Source organism: Aureibaculum luteum, assembly GCF_003449015.1.
Taxonomy (GTDB): Bacteria; Bacteroidota; Bacteroidia; order Flavobacteriales; family Flavobacteriaceae; genus Aureibaculum; species Aureibaculum luteum.
Genome location: NZ_QRGD01000001.1, coordinates 977,421 through 995,670, shown reverse-complemented (window position 1 = coordinate 995,670; position 18,250 = coordinate 977,421). Strand labels below are relative to the sequence as shown.

16 protein-coding genes and 1 tRNA gene are annotated in these 18,250 nt (G+C 32.1%); 11 read left to right on the top strand and 6 right to left on the bottom strand.

What is annotated here, in order from left to right:
- Positions 1-5: 5 nt before the first annotated feature.
- On the bottom strand, positions 6-359 hold the full coding sequence (panD, locus tag D3P13_RS04365) for an aspartate 1-decarboxylase (RefSeq protein ID WP_117880050.1): 354 nt from the start codon (positions 357-359) through the stop codon (positions 6-8).
- Between the two features lie 46 nt (positions 360-405).
- Positions 406-1,245, bottom strand: coding sequence for a pantoate--beta-alanine ligase (panC, locus tag D3P13_RS04360; RefSeq protein WP_117880049.1), 840 nt, complete (start codon positions 1,243-1,245; stop codon positions 406-408).
- A gap of 106 nt (positions 1,246-1,351) precedes the next feature.
- Here panC and D3P13_RS04355 point away from each other — a divergent pair, with 106 nt between their 5' ends.
- Genes D3P13_RS04355 through glmS form a run of 3 tightly spaced genes read left to right on the top strand, consistent with a single transcriptional unit; the run spans position 1,352 to position 5,623 of the window.
- The gene (locus tag D3P13_RS04355) at positions 1,352-2,158 is read left to right on the top strand and encodes a glycogen/starch synthase (RefSeq protein WP_117880048.1); all 807 of its coding nucleotides are present in this window, start codon (positions 1,352-1,354) and stop codon (positions 2,156-2,158) included.
- Positions 2,159-2,185: 27 nt separating this feature from the next.
- Positions 2,186-3,757, top strand: a complete 1,572-nt coding sequence (locus D3P13_RS04350; protein WP_117880047.1) for a DUF4270 domain-containing protein — start codon at positions 2,186-2,188, stop codon at positions 3,755-3,757.
- 21 nt (positions 3,758-3,778) lie between these two features.
- Positions 3,779-5,623, top strand: a complete 1,845-nt coding sequence (gene glmS / locus D3P13_RS04345) for a glutamine--fructose-6-phosphate transaminase (isomerizing) (RefSeq protein WP_117880046.1) — start codon at positions 3,779-3,781, stop codon at positions 5,621-5,623.
- A gap of 57 nt (positions 5,624-5,680) precedes the next feature.
- On the opposite strand, the gene pth is transcribed toward glmS, so the two are convergent.
- The 4 genes from pth to D3P13_RS04325 all read right to left on the bottom strand — a co-directional run bounded on the left by pth (position 5,681) and on the right by D3P13_RS04325 (position 8,162).
- Positions 5,681-6,307, bottom strand: coding sequence for an aminoacyl-tRNA hydrolase (gene pth / locus D3P13_RS04340; protein ID WP_394336447.1), 627 nt, complete (start codon positions 6,305-6,307; stop codon positions 5,681-5,683).
- Between the two features lie 81 nt (positions 6,308-6,388).
- Positions 6,389-7,030 (bottom strand): 50S ribosomal protein L25/general stress protein Ctc, encoded by a 642-nt coding sequence (locus tag D3P13_RS04335; protein WP_117880045.1) that lies wholly within the window; start codon positions 7,028-7,030, stop codon positions 6,389-6,391.
- 32 nt (positions 7,031-7,062) lie between these two features.
- Complete coding sequence (locus D3P13_RS04330; RefSeq protein ID WP_117880044.1) at positions 7,063-8,004, bottom strand: ribose-phosphate pyrophosphokinase; 942 nt, start codon at positions 8,002-8,004, stop codon at positions 7,063-7,065.
- Between the two features lie 76 nt (positions 8,005-8,080).
- Positions 8,081-8,162, bottom strand: a tRNA-Leu gene (locus tag D3P13_RS04325).
- A gap of 219 nt (positions 8,163-8,381) precedes the next feature.
- Between D3P13_RS04325 and D3P13_RS04320 the strand changes: the two genes are divergently transcribed.
- From D3P13_RS04320 to pgi, 8 genes are all read left to right on the top strand, one after another.
- Positions 8,382-8,912, top strand: coding sequence for an inorganic diphosphatase (locus tag D3P13_RS04320; RefSeq protein WP_117880043.1), 531 nt, complete (start codon positions 8,382-8,384; stop codon positions 8,910-8,912).
- A gap of 145 nt (positions 8,913-9,057) precedes the next feature.
- Positions 9,058-11,439, top strand: a complete 2,382-nt coding sequence (locus tag D3P13_RS04315; RefSeq protein WP_117880042.1) for a sodium-translocating pyrophosphatase — start codon at positions 9,058-9,060, stop codon at positions 11,437-11,439.
- A 93-nt stretch (positions 11,440-11,532) separates the two neighbouring features.
- A complete protein-coding gene (gene tilS, locus D3P13_RS04310) occupies positions 11,533-12,849 on the top strand; it encodes a tRNA lysidine(34) synthetase TilS (protein ID WP_117880041.1) in 1,317 nt (438 codons plus the stop codon).
- 28 nt (positions 12,850-12,877) lie between these two features.
- Positions 12,878-13,819 (top strand): tryptophan 2,3-dioxygenase family protein, encoded by a 942-nt coding sequence (locus D3P13_RS04305; RefSeq protein ID WP_117880040.1) that lies wholly within the window; start codon positions 12,878-12,880, stop codon positions 13,817-13,819.
- Positions 13,820-13,858: 39 nt separating this feature from the next.
- On the top strand, positions 13,859-14,251 hold the full coding sequence (locus tag D3P13_RS04300) for a hypothetical protein (protein WP_117880039.1): 393 nt from the start codon (positions 13,859-13,861) through the stop codon (positions 14,249-14,251).
- A gap of 188 nt (positions 14,252-14,439) precedes the next feature.
- Positions 14,440-15,216: a DUF3108 domain-containing protein gene (locus D3P13_RS04295; RefSeq protein WP_117880038.1), complete on the top strand. Its 777-nt coding sequence runs from the start codon at positions 14,440-14,442 to the stop codon at positions 15,214-15,216.
- Between the two features lie 109 nt (positions 15,217-15,325).
- Positions 15,326-16,555 (top strand): M23 family metallopeptidase, encoded by a 1,230-nt coding sequence (locus D3P13_RS04290; RefSeq protein WP_117880037.1) that lies wholly within the window; start codon positions 15,326-15,328, stop codon positions 16,553-16,555.
- 116 nt (positions 16,556-16,671) lie between these two features.
- The gene (gene pgi, locus D3P13_RS04285; RefSeq protein WP_117880036.1) at positions 16,672-18,240 is read left to right on the top strand and encodes a glucose-6-phosphate isomerase; all 1,569 of its coding nucleotides are present in this window, start codon (positions 16,672-16,674) and stop codon (positions 18,238-18,240) included.
- Positions 18,241-18,250: the final 10 nt, after the last annotated feature.

Here is an 18,250-nt window from a genome sequence, read left to right as displayed (position 1 = left end):
TCAGTTTAACTTAATAACGTATTTGTTTTTTCATCAGGAAATATTACAGTCGGTTCAAAGGTTTTTGCTTCTTCAAAATCCATTATACCATATCCAATAATAATAACAATATCTCCTTTAGCAACTCTTCTGGCTGCAGGTCCGTTCAATACAATTTCACCCTTCCCTCTTTCGCCTTTAATAATGTAAGTTTCAATTCTTTCACCATTATTAACGTTAACAATTTGTACTTTTTCTCCTTGAATCATATTTGCGGCATCCATTAAATTTTCATCAATGGTTATGCTTCCAATATAATTTAAATCGGCACCAGTTACGGTTACCCTATGTATTTTTGATTTTAATGCGACAATATCCACAAGCGTTTTTTTAATTTTGTGCAAAGATAATTAATTTTAAGGTCTTTTATAACGCTAAATTGTCAATTAATCTAATCTCACCTGCAAATACAGCAATATATGCTCGGTAATTATTACCCTTTCGTTTGCGATTTGCGGATATTAAAGTAGTTTCATTGGCAATTTCAAAATATTCTAACTTTAGAATACTATTAGCGTTGAACTGTTTTTCAACCCATTTTATTACTGTAGAAATAGATTCTAATTTAAACTTTTCTTTAGCCGTTTTTAATGTTTGAAATATAAATGGAGCTTCTTCTCTTTGTGTGCTCGTAAGTCTAGTATTTCTTGAGCTCATAGCTAATCCATCATCTTCCCTATAAATAGCACACGGAATAATTTGAACGGGTAAATGATGCTTTTCAACCAGTTTTTTTATAATTTGTAATTGTTGAAAATCTTTTTCTCCAAAATAAGCCCTTTTTGGTTTTACTATTTCGAACAACTTTTTTACTATAGTTCCAACGCCATCAAAGTGTCCTTTTCTGTGTTTACCTTCCATTTGATGCTCTAACCCATCAAAATTAAAAGACTTAGATTTAATTTTATTGTTATAAATTTCTAAGGCATCTGGAGCATAAACTATATCACAATTTATACTGTTTAATAGCTCCAGATCTTTTTTTAAATCTTTAGGATATTTTATCAAATCCTCTTCTTTGTCAAACTGTGTTGGGTTAACGAAAATGCTAACCACCACTATGTTGTTCTCAGATTTTGCCTGTTCAATTAGTGATATATGACCTTTGTGCAAAGCTCCCATTGTAGGTACAAACCCTACAGAAATATTAGTATCAAGCGAGTTTAAAAACGCTTCGATAGTTTTATTTTTATAAAAAACATCCATCTATTTTAATGTTAATTAGTGTTAAAAGGGCGTAAACTTAAGATTTTAAGCCTAAATCTAAGCAAAAATTCGTAATTTTGCTTATTCTTAAATACAGACGGATTTTATGAAAGATAAGAGAATATTGTATGTATCATCGGAGGTAATTCCTTATTTACCAGAAACAGATACAGCAAGCACTTCCTTTGAGTTGGCAAGACTAATGCACAGTAAAGGTGCTCAAATTAGAATTTTTATGCCAAGATTTGGTGTTATCAATGAAAGAAGACACCAATTGCATGAAGTTATTCGATTGTCGGGTATGAATTTGATTATCAACGATATGGATATGCCGTTGATAATTAAAGTTGCTTCTATACCAAAAGAAAGAATGCAAGTTTATTTTATTGATAATGATGAGTATTTTAAGCGTAAGGCTGTATATTCAGATGAGGATGGAAAATTATTTGAAGATAATGATGAACGTGCTATATTTTTTGCAAAAGGTGTTATAGAGACTGTCAAAAAATTAAATTGGACTCCTGATATTATTCATGTACATGGGTGGATGGCTTCATTATTACCTTTGTATTTGAGAGAATACTATAAAAATGACCCTTTATATATCAATAGTAAAATAGTTACTTCTGTTTACGATAGTGGCTTTAAAGGAACCATCGGTGATAAACTTAAAGATAAAATTAGATTTGATGGTATAAATGACGAAAAACTACAGTCCATTTCTACAACAAGTTATAATAATCTGATGAAAATAGCAATTGAAAACTCTGATGCTGTTATCAAGGGAAGCGAGACTATTCCTGAAGAAATAGCAGAGTTTATTAATCAAAAAGAAATTCCTCTACTTGGGCACCAAGCTGGAGAAGAACCTTCAGATATATATTCCAACTTTTACCTTACCGAAGTTTTATAAAATAATTTTAAAAATAATTTATTGTTTATGACTAAAAAAATTGTGAACAGCATTAAATATATAGCTATATTTTCTATTGTATTATTGGGTGTAATTTCTTGTGAAAAAGACTTTCAAAATGTTGGTGTTGGTTTGGTAGATAATGATTTGTTTACAACGGAAAGTGAAACTTTTGAAGTTGTGGCTTATAATCAAAATGTTACTAGATCTCAAATTAGCAGTGTTAATCCTCATCTTTTAGGTGTAATTAAAGATGATAATTTTGGACTTTTAAAAGCATCTGTTATTAGTCAAGTTGGTCTTGGTTCTGTTTCATTTACTGATAATATGTCAATCGATGCTGTAATTTTAAATATTCCTTATTATTCTACGCAATTAGAGGATGGTGATAATGGTAGACCTGTTTTTGAATTGGATTCAATTTTTGGAAAAGAGGATGAAGAATTTATGCTTTCGGTTTATGAAAATGGAACTTATCTGAACAATTTAGATCCATTAGACCCAACGGAAAATAAAAAATACTATTCTAATGCCTCCTACACAAAAAAAGACCTACTTTATTCAGGTCTTTTTAAGCCGAATGCAAATGATACGGTTTTATATGTTAAAAGAAATTTCTTAGATGGAGATGTAAATACGGTTGATGATACAGATACCATAAAATCGGCAACCATATCACCATCAATAAAAATACCTTTAGATACTACTTTTTTTAGAACAAGATTTATTGATCAGCAAAATTCAGGTGCATTTGATTCAAGTGATAATTTTTTAAATTATTTTAGAGGATTAATTATTGAAGCGGATGGTACAGATGGATCTTTAATGACGCTAGCTATGTCAAATGCCTCGATGACTTTTTATTATAGTAATATTGTGTTAACAGATGAAACTACAACAACGGGCGATTTAAATGGTGATGGAGATACAGATGATGAAGATGTTCCAGTAAAAACGAAGCAAACAGCAATTTTCCCACTAAGTGGTATTATAACTGAAATTTATAATCGAGATTATTCACAAGCTATTTCTGACATCGATACTAAATTGATGAGCCCTGATACTAGTAATGGCGAGGAAAGCTTATATATTCAGGGTGCTGCTGGTTCTGAGGCAGTTGTTGAATTGTTTAAAGGACTTGATGATACCGAATTAGACGAAATTAGGAATAAAAACTGGTTAATTAATGGAGCAACCCTTTCATTATATATTAAAAATCAAGGCGATACTATAATACCACAACAATTGTATTTGTACAATTATGATTACAAAAGCCAAATTCTTGATGCCATGTCAGAAGCTTCGATAAGACAATTTGATGGTGTTTTGCAAAGAGATGATGACAATAAACCGTTAAAATATGAGTTTACTATAACGGATTATATTTCAGAAGTTTTAAAATCAGATGAGCCTTTAGAACTAAATAAGCTAGCAATAAAAGTGGCTCACTCAAGCGATTTTCCAACAAGTGCTATTGATACTATTATTAAAGATTATAGTTGGAACCCGAAAGGAGTAGTTCTAAAAGGCAATAACCTTATTGATACTGACGAACAAAGATTAAAACTTGAAATATTTTACACAATTATTAACGAATAATAATTAAAAAGAATAATTACGATGTGTGGAATTACAGGTTATATAGGGTATAGAGATGCTTATCCTATTATTATTAATGGTTTACAACGATTAGAATATAGGGGTTATGATAGTGCAGGTCTTGTCCTATATGACGGTAAACAAATAAATTTAGCAAAAACAAAGGGTAAGGTAAGTGACCTTATTGAAAAAGTTACTAATAAAGAAGGTCATTTAGGAATCGGTCATACACGATGGGCGACGCACGGTGTACCAAATGATATAAATTCACATCCACATACGTCACAATCAGGAAATTTAGTAATTGTGCATAATGGTATCATTGAAAATTATGATACTATTAAAAAAGAATTAATAAACAGAGGCTATACTTTTCATAGTGATACTGATACTGAAGTTTTGATAAATCTGATAGAAGAAGTTCAGAAGAACAATAAAGTAAAACTTGGTAAAGCGGTTCAAATAGCCTTAAATGAAGTGGTTGGTGCATATGCCATTGCAGTGTTTGATAGAAGAAATCCAGATGAAATCGTTGTTGCACGTTTAGGAAGTCCTATTGCTATTGGTGTGGGTAAAGATAAAAAGGAGTTCTTTATAGCTTCAGATGCCTCACCTTTTATAGAATATACCAAAGATGCTATTTATTTGGATGATGAGGAGATGGCAATCATTAGAGTTGGTAAAGATGTCAAAATTAGAAAAATAAAAGATGATTCATTAGTTGATGCAGATATTCAAGAGTTACAAATGAACCTTGAACAAATAGAGAAAGGTGGCTATGAGCATTTTATGCTGAAGGAAATTTATGAACAACCTAGAGCTATAAAAGATACCTATAGAGGACGATTATTACGAGACGAAGGTATTATTAAAATGGCCGGTGTTGAAGATAATATGAAAAAGTTCTTAAACGCAGATCGTATTATCATTGTAGCATGTGGTACTTCATGGCATGCAGGTTTAGTTGCTGAATATATTTTTGAAGAATTTTCTAGAATACCTGTTGAAGTTGAATATGCCTCTGAATTCAGATATAGAAACCCAATAATAACTGATAAAGATGTTGTCATTGCAATTTCACAATCTGGTGAGACTGCAGATACCTTGGCTGCTATCAAGTTAGCAAAAGAAAAAGGAGCGTTTGTTTTTGGAGTTTGTAATGTCGTAGGATCATCTATTGCAAGAGAATCTCATGCTGGTGCGTATACGCATGCAGGACCAGAAATTGGTGTAGCATCAACCAAAGCATTTACTACCCAAATAACGGTTCTATCATTAATTGCTTTACGTTTAGCGAGAGCAAAAGGAACAATGTCTAGTTCTGATTATAGATTACATTTACAAGAGTTAGAATTAATTCCTGGAAAAGTAGAACAAGCATTAAAGGTAAATGATCATGTAAAAGAAATTGCTAAAGAATATTTACTGTCTACTAACTGTTTGTACTTAGGTAGAGGTTATAACTTTCCTGTAGCCTTAGAAGGTGCCTTGAAATTAAAAGAAATTTCTTATATACACGCAGAAGGTTATCCTGCTGCCGAAATGAAACATGGACCTATTGCCCTAATTGACGATAGAATGCCTGTAATTGTAATTGCTATAAACAGAGGGCATTACGAAAAGACTGTAAGTAACATTCAAGAAATAAAATCTCGTAGTGGTAAAATTATTGCGGTGGTAACTGAAGGAGATACCACAGTTAAAGGAATTGCAGATCATATCATTGAAATTCCTGATACTGAAGAAGCATTTTCGCCATTGTTGACTACTATTCCATTACAACTTTTATCGTATCATATTGCGGTAATGCGTAACTGTAATGTTGATCAGCCTAGAAACCTTGCAAAATCGGTTACTGTTGAGTAAACAGGAAAGATAATTAGAAAAAAACTCCAAAAGAACATATGTCTTTTTGGAGTTTTTTTATTTTCCATTAAAATCACTCATTGTATTATTTAAACCTGCAGTACCATAAGATTTGATCAGTTCACATGATTTATCTAATCTTTCTATCAGTTTGGTTTCTTCTTCTGGAGTCCATTTACCTAATACATAATCAATTTGTCTGCCTTTGCTAAATTCATCACCAACACCAAATCTAAACCGCGGGTAGTTTTGCGTGTTTAGTTGTACATTAATATCTTTTAGTCCATTATGTCCGCCAGCACTACCTTTACCTTTTACTCTAATTGTTCCAAAGGAAATGTTTAAATCATCACATATGATCAGTACATTTTCGAGAGCAATGTTTTCTTTCGTCATCCAGTATTTTACAGCTTTTCCGCTCAAATTCATATAAGTAGAAGGTTTTAATAAGATAAAGGTCCTTCCTTTAAACCTGAATTGACTAATGGCTCCTAGTTTCTTATTTTCAAACGTAATACTTTCTTTAGAAGCTAATCTATCTAAAATTTTAAATCCAATGTTATGACGAGTATTTTCGTATTCTGAACCAATATTACCTAGTCCTACTATTAAGAATTTTTTCATATCGGGTGAGATATTATTTTTTGTACTAAAAAATGATTTTATAAAGGATAACAATCCCATTTTAGTTGTATTTAAATGACAAAAATAAAAAAAGCCTCGCGATAGCGAGGCTTTTTTTAACTATTTATAAAAAGTTGCTTTTTAAGCTTCTCCTTCTGCAGCTGGTGCATCACCACCTTCAGCAGTTGCTCCTTCTTCGCCTTCTTCACCTTCTTCTTCTTCATCAACTACAATAGCTGCACGTGCAGTTCTTACTTGCACAACAACCATGTCTTCTGGGTGTAAAATTTCAAATTCTTCACTCATAAGAGATTCTACAAACACTTTATCTCCAATTTTAAGTTTAGAAATGTCAATATTTATAAAATCAGGTAAATTAGCAGGAATTGCTTTTACTCTTAATCTACGATTTGGAAAACGCAATACACCACCATTGATAACACCAGGGGCACTACCTTCTAATTTTACAGGAATGTTTAATGATACTGCTTTGTCATCAAATAATTGATAAAAGTCAATATGAATAATTTTATCCGTAACTGGGTGAAATTGAATATCTTGAACAATGGCGTTAAATTTTTCTCCGCCTTCTAGTTCAATCGATGCAGTATATACATTTGGAGTATAAACTAAATGTCTGAACTCTAATTCATCTGCTGAAAAGTGAACAGGTTTTTCTCCTCCGTATAATACGCAAGGCACCTTTCCAGCATTACGTAAAGCTTTGGTTGCTACCTTGCCTACGATTTCTCTTTTGGATCCTTTGATTGTAATCGATTTCATTTATTTATTTATTTAATTGTTTCTGATTTATATTACATTAAAAATTGTCCACTGATAGAATTGTTATTTTGCACTTTGTGCATAATATCAGCAAATAAAGGGGCACAAGATACTACTTTAATCTTATCAATGTGTCTTTTTAATGGTATTGTGTTTGTAATTATAAGTTCCTCTAGTTTAGAGTTTTCAATTCGTTCATATGCTTGACCTGATAATACTGGGTGAGTACAAATTGCACGTACACTTTTAGCTCCTTTTTCCATCATTAAATCCGCAGCCTTAGTTAAAGTTCCGGCAGTATCAATCATATCATCAACTAGAATTACATTTTTACCTTCTACATTTCCAATAAGCTCCATATGAGAAATTACATTGGCTTTTTTACGTTCCTTGTAACAAATTACTACTTCGCTTTTCAAAAATTTAGAATAAGCGTACGCTCTTTTTGAACCTCCCATGTCTGGAGATGCAACGGTAATGTTATCTAAATTAAGAGCTTTAATTGCGGGTAAAAAGATGGTTGAAGCAAAAAGATGATCAACTGGTTTTTCAAAGAAACCTTGAATTTGATCTGCATGCAAGTCCATTGTGATAATTCGAGTTGCACCAGCAGATTCTAATAATTTAGCAACTAATTTAGCTGCAATTGGTACTCTTGGTTTGTCTTTACGATCTTGTCTAGCCCATCCAAAATATGGTATAACTGCAGTTATATGTCTAGCTGATGCCCGTTTAGCTGCATCAATCATTAATAACATTTCCATTAAATTATCAGAATTAGGAAATGTAGAACCAATAATAAAAATACGACGCCCTCTTATAGACTCTTCAAAAGAAACCTGAAATTCACCATCACTAAAGACGCTTTTTTTAGATTTACCTAATTTACAACCATAGGCTGCAGCAATTTCTGTAGCTAATTCAACAGACTGCGAACAAGCGAAAAGTTTAGGTTTAGGTATTTTTTGTTTCATAGGGAACTCTATGTTAGACTTTATTTATGAGATTTAGACACTCGTATTCAGAACTCACAATTCATAACTCTTTTAGTACCTTGGGTGGGAATCGAACCCACACTCCCGAAAGAACTGGATTTTGAATCCAGCGTGTCTACCAGTTCCACCACCAAGGCATTGTAAACAAACATTAACATATCATGTTGGATATGAGGGTGCAAAAGTAAAAAATATTTTGATTCCCTAGACATTAAATTGTTATAATTATTTTTAAAGTGCAAAGTACTTTATTTCACGCGTTAAAGTAGCTCTTTATTTTACGTCATATCTATATTGTCATGATGCAAAAAATTCTATTCTTTTTATTACTTTTGCCTAAAATTAAATAAAGAGAAATGAGTTCAAAAAAGAAAGACGTTACATTTGATGTATTGATTGAAATACCAAAGGGTAGTAGAAATAAATATGAATACGATTTTGCCTTAAATAAGATACGATTTGATCGTATGCTCTTCTCGTCGATGATGTATCCAGGTGATTATGGGTTTATTCCAGAAACGTTGGCTTTAGATAGTGATCCTTTAGATGTGCTAGTTTTAGGACACGAGCCAACCTATCCAATGGTTGTTATGGAAGTAAGACCAATCGGAGTTTTTCACATGACAGATGAAAAAGGACCTGATGAAAAAATCATTTGCGTACCGGTTTCAGATCCTATTTGGAGTAATAATAGTGACGTTAGCGATTTAAATCCACATAGATTAAAAGAAATTGAACACTTCTTTCAAGTATATAAAGATTTAGAAAAGAAGAAAGTTGATACAGGTGGTTGGGGAAATGCTGAAGAAGCGGTGAACATTTATAATGAATGTGTTCAAAGATATAATGATAGCGAACATAAAAAAAATAGAACTTTTACTATTTAATTTCTAAATAGTTATTTATAAATTGTTTAAACTACGTTATTTTATGGCGTAGTTTTTTTTATATATACAGTTTTACTACTTTTGTTTTTATGGACGTTTGAAACTCAAAAGCGTCTGAAATTTAAACTAACCTAATTTATACTCTATGGAATTAATAATAAAATTTTTACCACTATTTGGTGTTGTAGCTTTAATTTTCGTTTTTCTAAAAAGCGGATGGGTTTCAAAGCAAGAAGTTGGTAATGAAAAAATGTCACGTATCGCTAAGAATATTGCTGATGGTGCCATGGCATTTTTAAAAGCCGAATACAAGGTTTTAGCAATTTTTGTTGCTGCAGTTGCTGTCTTACTGTTCTTTAAAGGAACAAATGAAGTAGGGTCTAATGGCATGGTAGCAGTATCATTCATTATTGGAGCTATATGTTCTGCCTTAGCAGGATTTATAGGAATGAAAGTAGCAACCAAAGCAAATGTTAGAACTACTGAAGCTGCAAGGACATCATTAGGGCGAGCCTTAGAAGTAGCCTTTGCTGGTGGTGCTGTAATGGGATTAGGCGTTGTAGGTTTAGGTATTTTGGGATTAAGTGGTTTATTTATGGCATATCAATTTATGTGGCCATCAACAGGTTTATCAGTCGACTTAAAAGCTGAAAATCTATCGATGGTATTAAATGTACTTTCAGGATTTTCATTAGGAGCATCTTCAATTGCATTGTTTGCTCGTGTAGGTGGAGGTATTTATACAAAAGCAGCCGATGTTGGTGCAGATTTAGTTGGTAAAGTGGAAGCTGGTATTCCAGAAGATCATCCGTTAAATCCTGCAACTATTGCCGATAATGTTGGTGATAATGTTGGAGACGTTGCTGGTATGGGAGCTGATTTATTCGAATCTTATGTCGGTTCAATTATAGGAACAATGGTATTAGGAGCTTATATTCTAACACCTAATTTTGATGGCTTGGGAGCTGTTTACTTGCCTTTAGTACTTGGAGCTGTAGGTATCATAATGTCAATATTAGGAACATTTTTTGTAAAAGTAAAAGATGGTGGAAACCCACAAACAGCATTAAATATTGGCGAATTTGGTTCGGCAGGATTAATGGTGGTGGCATCTTATTTTATTATAAATGCATTAATTCCTGAATCTCATGCAGAATTGCCATTCGGAGCAATGGGTGTATTCTGGGCAACAATTGCTGGTTTAGTTGCTGGTTTGGGTGTTGGTAAAATAACGGAGTATTACACAGCTACGGGTAAAAAACCTGTAATGTCCATTGTGAAACAATCTGAAACAGGAGCAGCTACAAATATTATTGCTGGTTTAGGCGTGGGTATGATGTCAACAATGATTCCTATTCTTTTAATTGCTGCAGCTATTATGGTATCACATCATTTTGCGGGGTTATATGGAATCGCTATTGCTGCGGTTGGTATGTTGGCAAATACGGGGATTCAATTAGCAGTAGATGCTTACGGTCCTATTTGTGATAATGCAGGTGGTATCGCTGAAATGGCAGAATTGCCAAGTGAAGTTCGTCAACGTACAGATAAATTAGATGCAGTGGGTAATACAACTGCGGCTGTTGGTAAAGGTTTTGCTATCGCTTCAGCAGCATTAACTGCCTTAGCTTTATTCGCAGCTTTTATGAAGACAGCAGGTGTTATAGCAATTGATGTATCTCAGCCTAAAATTATGGCAGGTCTTTTAGTAGGTGGTATGTTGCCATTTGTATTCTCAGCCTTGTCAATGAATGCTGTTGGTCGTGCAGCTATGGCGATGATTGAAGAAGTTAGACGTCAGTTTAGAGACATACCAGAATTAAAAGCTGCATTAGGAATTATGCGTAAGTATGATTCTGATATGACTAAAGCTTCTAAAGAAGATAGAGCAATTTTTGATGCTGCTGATGGTGTAGCAGATTATGGAAAATGTATTGATATTTCAACAAAAGCTTCAATTAGAGAAATGGTATTACCAGGACTCTTAGCAATAGTTGTTCCTGTAGCTGTTGGTTTTATAGGTGGTGCTGAAATGCTTGGTGGTTTGTTGGCAGGTGTAACTACTTGTGGTGTGTTGATGGCAATTTTCCAATCAAATGCTGGTGGTGCTTGGGATAATGCGAAGAAAACAATAGAAGAACAAGGTGAAAAAGGAACTGATGCTCATAAAGCTGCAGTTGTAGGTGATACCGTTGGTGATCCTTTTAAAGATACTTCAGGACCTTCATTAAATATTTTATTAAAATTAATGTCAGTGGTGGCTTTAGTTATTGCTCCTAGTATTGCAATTTCTGCTGAAACAGTTACAGCATATACAAACGAAGGTACACCAGCTCATCAAGAGACTGTAATTTCAGTTGCTGATGATGTAAATAAAGAAATGAAAGTTTTGGTTAAAAAGGAAAACGGTGAAAAAAATGCTACTGTTATTACTACTACAGAAGTAGATGGCGTAAAAGACGTTACTGTTGAAACTGTAGAAGGTGACGATGTTGATTTATTAGTTGCCAATCATTACGAAGACTAAATAATAGATTAAATAAATATAAAAAAACCGCCTCATCCCGATACTTCGGAAGAGACGGTTTTTTTGCTTTAGAACCATTATCTTTACCTTGTTTTGTTAGACCAGTTTTCTGAACATATCGCCACTAATTTTTCTTATCTAAGAGATAAGAAGCTACTAATTGCCATTTCAGGTGGTGTAGATAGCGTTGTACTTGCTGAACTGTTAAATGAATTGGACTTTGACATTTCATTAGCCCATTGTAATTTTCAATTAAGAGGGGCTGATGCTAATCAGGATGAGGTTTTTGTAAATGCAATAGCAAATAGAATTCAAATTCCGGTGTTTACAAAGAAATTTGAAACCAAAGCTATTGCAAAAGCAGAAAAGCTATCCATTCAATTGGCAGCTAGAGAATTAAGATATGATTGGTTTAAAAACTTATTAATTGATAACGATCTAGATTATATCCTAACAGGACATCATGCCGACGATAATTTGGAAACTTTTTTAATCAATTTAAGTAGAGGTACAGGTTTAGATGGGTTGACAGGTATTCCAGAAAAAAATGGAGCTATTGTAAGGCCTTTGTTGCCTTTTAGTAGAAATCAAATTGAGCAATATGCTCGAAAACAAAATTTAAAATGGAGAGAAGACACTTCAAATGCAGAAACTAAATATCTAAGAAATAAATTAAGACACGATGTGATTCCTGCATTAAAATCAATCAATCCAAGGTTTTTAGATACTTTTTCAACCACTATTCATCATCTACAAGATACACAACAAATAGTTGCAGCATCTGTAGAAAACATAAAGCACAAAGTTGTGCATTCTGATACTAATGGTATTCTAACTCTGGATATTAATGAGCTTAAAAAATTAGCAAGTAGTAAAGCCCTCCTTTATGAGCTTTTAAAGGGCTACAATTTTACTGCCTGGAATGATATTTATAATTTGTTGGAGGCACAAGCTGGTAAATTTGTTCTGAGTAACTCACATCGTATTCTTAAGGATAGAGATTTTTTAATTGTATCGCCAAAATTAGCTGAACCGGGAAATGAAATTTATACCTTAAAGAGCTTTCCAAGTAGTATTCAAACAGAATTGTTTCAACTTAAAATCACCACATCTGATAACTTTTACCCTGTAAAAGAATCAAATACAATATTTGTAGATGCTGATCAACTTATATGGCCAATAACCCTAAGGAAATGGCAAAATGGTGATTATTTTTACCCTTTTGGGATGCAGGGTAAAAAGAAATTAAGTAAATTTTTTAAAGACCAGAAATACTCTTTGTTTGACAAAGAAAATACTTGGGTATTAATTTCAGATGATAAAATTGTTTGGGTTATTGATGCTAGGTTAGATGAAAGATTTAAAGTAACTGACAGCACAAAAACTATTTTAAAGTTAGAATTGATTTAAACTATCTTTGTGTATCAAATTATACGGAATGGACAAGAACATTGAACAGAGGATAAAACTATTAAAAGAAAAATACGACGTCATTGATCAAGATTTAGAAACACAATTGGATGGATTGTTGTATAGTAAACCCATTACTTATTGGGATTATATTCAAACTGATGCCTTGTTAAATTTACAAGTACAGCGAACCGGTTTTAAAGATGAAATGGTCTTTATAATGTACCATCAAATTAACGAACTTATCTTTAAAATGATACGTTGGGAAATTGAACAGGTAGCTCATCATGAAAATTTGACTACTAAATTTTTTACAGAAAGGTTAATGCGAATAAGTCGTTACTTTGACATGCTAACGGCCTCTTTTACTATTATGGGAGATGGTATGGAACGTGAGCAATATGCAAAATTTAGAGATACATTAACACCTGCTAGTGGGTTTCAAAGTGCCCAATATCGATTGATTGAATTTTGTAGTACTGAATTAATCAATTTGATTGATTATAGGTTTAGATCAAAAATTGATCGCAATACTGCTTTTGAAAATGCTTTTGAACATTTGTATTGGCAAGCGGCTGGTAAAGATTATAAAACAGGTAAAAAATCGTTTTTATTAGAACAATTTGAAAAAAAGTATAAAACGGAATTCCTGAGTATCATGAAGGAATATAATACGATTAATTTATGGTCAAAGTTTAAATCGTTACCTGAAAAAGATAAAGAAAATATTGATTTAATTAATGCGATGCGTCATTTAGATTATTGTATTAATATTAAATGGGTAATGTCACATTATGAGGCTGCAGGTAAATACATAGGTACCCAAGATGAGGCTACAGGAGGTAGTGATTGGCGTAAATACATGCACCCAAAATATCAAAAAAGAATATTTTTTCCTGATTTATGGAGTAAAGAAGAATTTGAGAATTGGGGAGTAACAAATTTAGAAGCTTATAAAATATTGACTTAGTTTTCTCGTTAAGGTAGTCAACCTAATGATTAAGTACTAATGAAAACCTTTATTTTATTACTTACTGTTGCCATAACTTTTATGGCTTGTGACAATAATGAAGAAGCTACCAATCAAGATGAATTACTTGGAAAATGGAAGTTGATTGAGATTAGGGCTCATGGAATTGTGAATACAATAGATTGTGAAGACGCAGTTTTACTTGATTTTAAGACGGATGGACTCTTTGATGTAGAACATTTTGGTTCGAACGTTGATAATGCGTGTATTTCAATGGGTAAAATTGATGAAGGTACTTGGGTAAACTTTGGCAATAGCCTATATAATATTGATGGTGATGTGGTAACTCCTAAATTTGACGGTGATATATTAATTATGGTTTCAAATAGCGGAGAAGAAACTGAAAGTAGCGGTGTTTTTGAGCGACAATAAATTACATTTAATAAAAAAGAACAAAGCGACCTTTAGAAATTATAGGTGATGATGAGATTTTGAAAGTAATTAACAAGCTACTATAATAAAATTGACAATGAAATTAGTTAAACTCTTAAAATGTATTATTTTTAAGGGTTTTCTTTTTTGGAACAATAATTGTATTTTATCATACAAATAGATTAAACATGTATAAAAAGACACTTTTTCTTTTACTTATCTTTTCTTTTGTTCTACAAGCACAGAATGTGAAACCTGCGTTTAAAAAGGGAGAATTATTAAAATATAGAATCAGTTATAGTAATTGGTTTAATGCAGGTAGTGCAACCTTAGAAATTAAGGAAAGTACTAATAATGGAAAACCTTCTTTTCATATCAAAGGGAAAGGAAAAACTACTGGAGTTACGGGGTGGTTTTTTAAAGTTAATGACGATTATCAAACCTATTTTTATAAGAATAATTTACTTCCATATAAATTCATTAGAAAGATAGATGAAGGTGGCTATACTAAAGATAAAGAAATACATTTCCATCAAAATAGTAATAAAGCTACTGTAAAAGATCATGAAAAAAAGACAGAAGAAATGTTTAGTACAGATCAAGGTGTACATGATATGCTTTCTACGTTGTATTATTTAAGAAATCAAGACATTTCAAAAATGAAACCTGGTGATGAAGTTAAATTAACCATGTTTTTTGATGAAAAGAATTATCCTTTTAGGTTACGTTATTTAGGTACTGAAACTATAAAAACGAAATTTGGTAAAGTAGCCAGTGCAAAGTTTAGACCACTGGTACAGGCAGGTCGTGTTTTTAAAGCTAAGGAAAGTATAACCGTTTGGGTTAGCAATGATAAAAATAAAATACCACTTCGAATTAAGGCAGATTTAGCTGTCGGATCATTAAGAGCAGACTTAGATCTTTATAAGGGTTTGGCAAATTCCTTTCCAATGATTTTTGATTAAAACCTGTAGTTTCAAAATCCCAGATACAAATTTTTGTTACTTTAACTTTATTCATAGTAGGTAAAATAGTAGATTTGTGGCATTCTTAAAAAAAAGCCAATAAAATACAGTGAAAAACCTAATTTTTCTCCTCTTAATTGTATTCTTTTTTTCATGTAAAAGTGATAAAATTGAAGAAGAAGTTATCTCAACTAAAATTGAAATTCCCGAACTGATTCAAAAATTTGGTTATACTTTAGATGACTATAAAGTAATTGAAGATACCATTAGAAACGGTGATAGCTTTGGTGAAATTCTAAATAATCATCATGTAGATTATAGTGAAGTTTACAATATTGTGGAGTCAGTTAAAGATACATTTAATGTAGCTAAATTAATTGTAGGTAAACCTTATGTTATATTAGCCAATAAAGATACTACTGAAAAAGCTCAGGTATTTGTATACCAACCCAGAATAACTGAATATGTGATTATTGATTTTACAGATTCTATCTTTTATGAATTTCATGAAAAGAAAATTAAAACAGTAGTAAAAGAAGCTTCTGGAGCTATTTCTGATAGTTTATATGCTCTTTCGTTGGTAATGCAAGACAAAGGGTTAGATTATGCTTTGGTTAATGAATTGTCTGATGTTTATGCTTGGACGGTCGATTTTTTCCACCTTCAAAAAGGCGATAATTTTAAAGTTATATACGAAGAAAAATTTATTGACGATACTATATATGCTGGTTTAGGAGAAATAAAAGCAGCATACTTTGAACATAAAAACCAACCTTTTTATGCTTTTAATTTTGTCACAGATTCTACTAAAAATATATCTGATTATTATGACGATACAGCTAACTCGTTAAGAAGACAGTTTCTTAAGGCTCCTTTAAGTTTCAGTAGAATATCATCTCGATATAACTTAAAGCGGTTTATTAGATATTATGGTAAAATAAAGCCACATAGAGGTACTGATTTTGCTGCAGGAGTTGGTACGCCAATTATGAGTACTGCAAATGGTACGGTTATAGAATCTGCTAGAAGAGGTGGTAACGGAAATTATGTTAAGGTTAAGCATAATTCAGTATATACTACTCAATACTTACATATGAGTAAACGTGCTGTAAAAAGAGGCGACTTTGTTAAACAAGGAGATGTTATAGGGTATGTTGGTATGACTGGTAATACTTCTGGCCCTCATGTATGTTACCGTTTTTGGAAAAATGGAGTACAGGTAGATCCATTAAAGGAAAAATTACCCTCTGCAGAGCCAATTAAAGATAGTCTTAAAGCAGGTTATTTAACTTTTATTAAACCATATAGGCAACAACTTGATGGTTTAACCATTGATTAAAGCTTCATACACTTCATTATTGCTATTAGATTAGTCCAATTCTATAATTAATAGGAATTGTGCCTTAACACATTTGATATTTCATTAAATTTGTAATACTAAAATCTAGAATAAAAATGGCATTAAAAAATCAAAACCCTACGGAAACTATCGCTTGGAAGAGTTTACAAGAATTATATCAAGGAATTAAAAATACTGATATGAAAAAACTCTTTATGCAAGATTCAGAAAGATTAGAAAAATATAGCTTAAAACAAGATGATTTAAGTTTAAATTTTTCTAAAAATAGAATTAATGATGAAGTTTTAAAATCTTTAGTTGCGTTGGCAAATGAAGTTGATTTACAAGATGGTATTGATAAAATGTTTGCAGGTGACATAATAAATGAAACGGAAAACAGAGCTGTTTTACATACTGCCCTTCGTAATAAATCAGGTAATGCTGTAATGTTTGAAGGTGAAAATGTGATGGATGAGGTAAATGATACACTTCAAAAAATGAAAATATTTTCTGAAAAAGTAATTTCAGGAAACCATAAAGGATATTCAGGCAAAGCGATTACTGATGTAGTAAATATTGGTATTGGAGGTTCTGATTTGGGTCCAAGAATGGTTGTAGATGCACTACAATATTATAAAAATCATTTAAAAACACACTTTATATCTAATATTGATGGTGACCATGTTATGGAAACTATTAAAGAATTAGACCCAGAAACGACATTGTTTGTTATTGTTTCTAAAACATTTACTACGCAAGAAACCTTGACCAATGCAGAAACGGTAAAAAAATGGTTTTTATCAAAAGGTGCAACTCAAAATGATATTCAACATAATTTTGTAGCGGTTTCAACTAACTTATCTAAAGTTGCCGCTTTTGGAATTGCTGAGAATAATATATTTACCATGTGGGACTGGGTTGGTGGTCGTTATTCTTTGTGGAGTGCCGTTGGTTTATCTATTAGTTTAGCATTAGGATTTGATAATTTTGATCAACTATTAACAGGTGCTTATGAAATGGACGAACATTTTAAAACAACGTCATTTGATCAGAATATTCCAGTAACGTTAGCTTTAGTAAGTATTTGGTATAATAACTTTTTTGAAACAGAATCTGAAGTTGTTATTCCTTACTCTCAATATTTAACGCAATTTGTACCTTATTTACAACAAGGATCAATGGAAAGTAATGGTAAATCGGTTGATCGTGATGGCAATCCAGTTGATTATCAAACAGGAAATATCATTTGGGGAAATACAGGTACCAATGTACAACATGCTTTTATGCAATTGGTACATCAAGGAACAAAGCTAATTCCAGTCGATTTTATCGGTTTTAGGGAATCGTTATACGGAAATGAAGATCATCATAATAAATTGATGTCAAATTTTTATGCTCAAGCGGAAGCTTTGTATTTAGGTAAAGCTAAAGAAGAGGTGCATTTAGAGCTAAAAACTGCTGGACAACAAGAAAAAATTTCGAAGTTATTACCATTTAAAGTGTTTGAGGGCAATAAACCGTCAAATTCCTTTTTAATGGATAAACTCACTCCAAAAAATTTAGGTAAGCTTATAGCAACCTATGAGCACAAAACTTTTGTACAAGGCTATATTTGGAACATCTTTAGTTTTGATCAATTTGGTGTTGAACTAGGAAAAGAATTAGCTAAAAAGTTTTTGGCATAAAATTTCAACT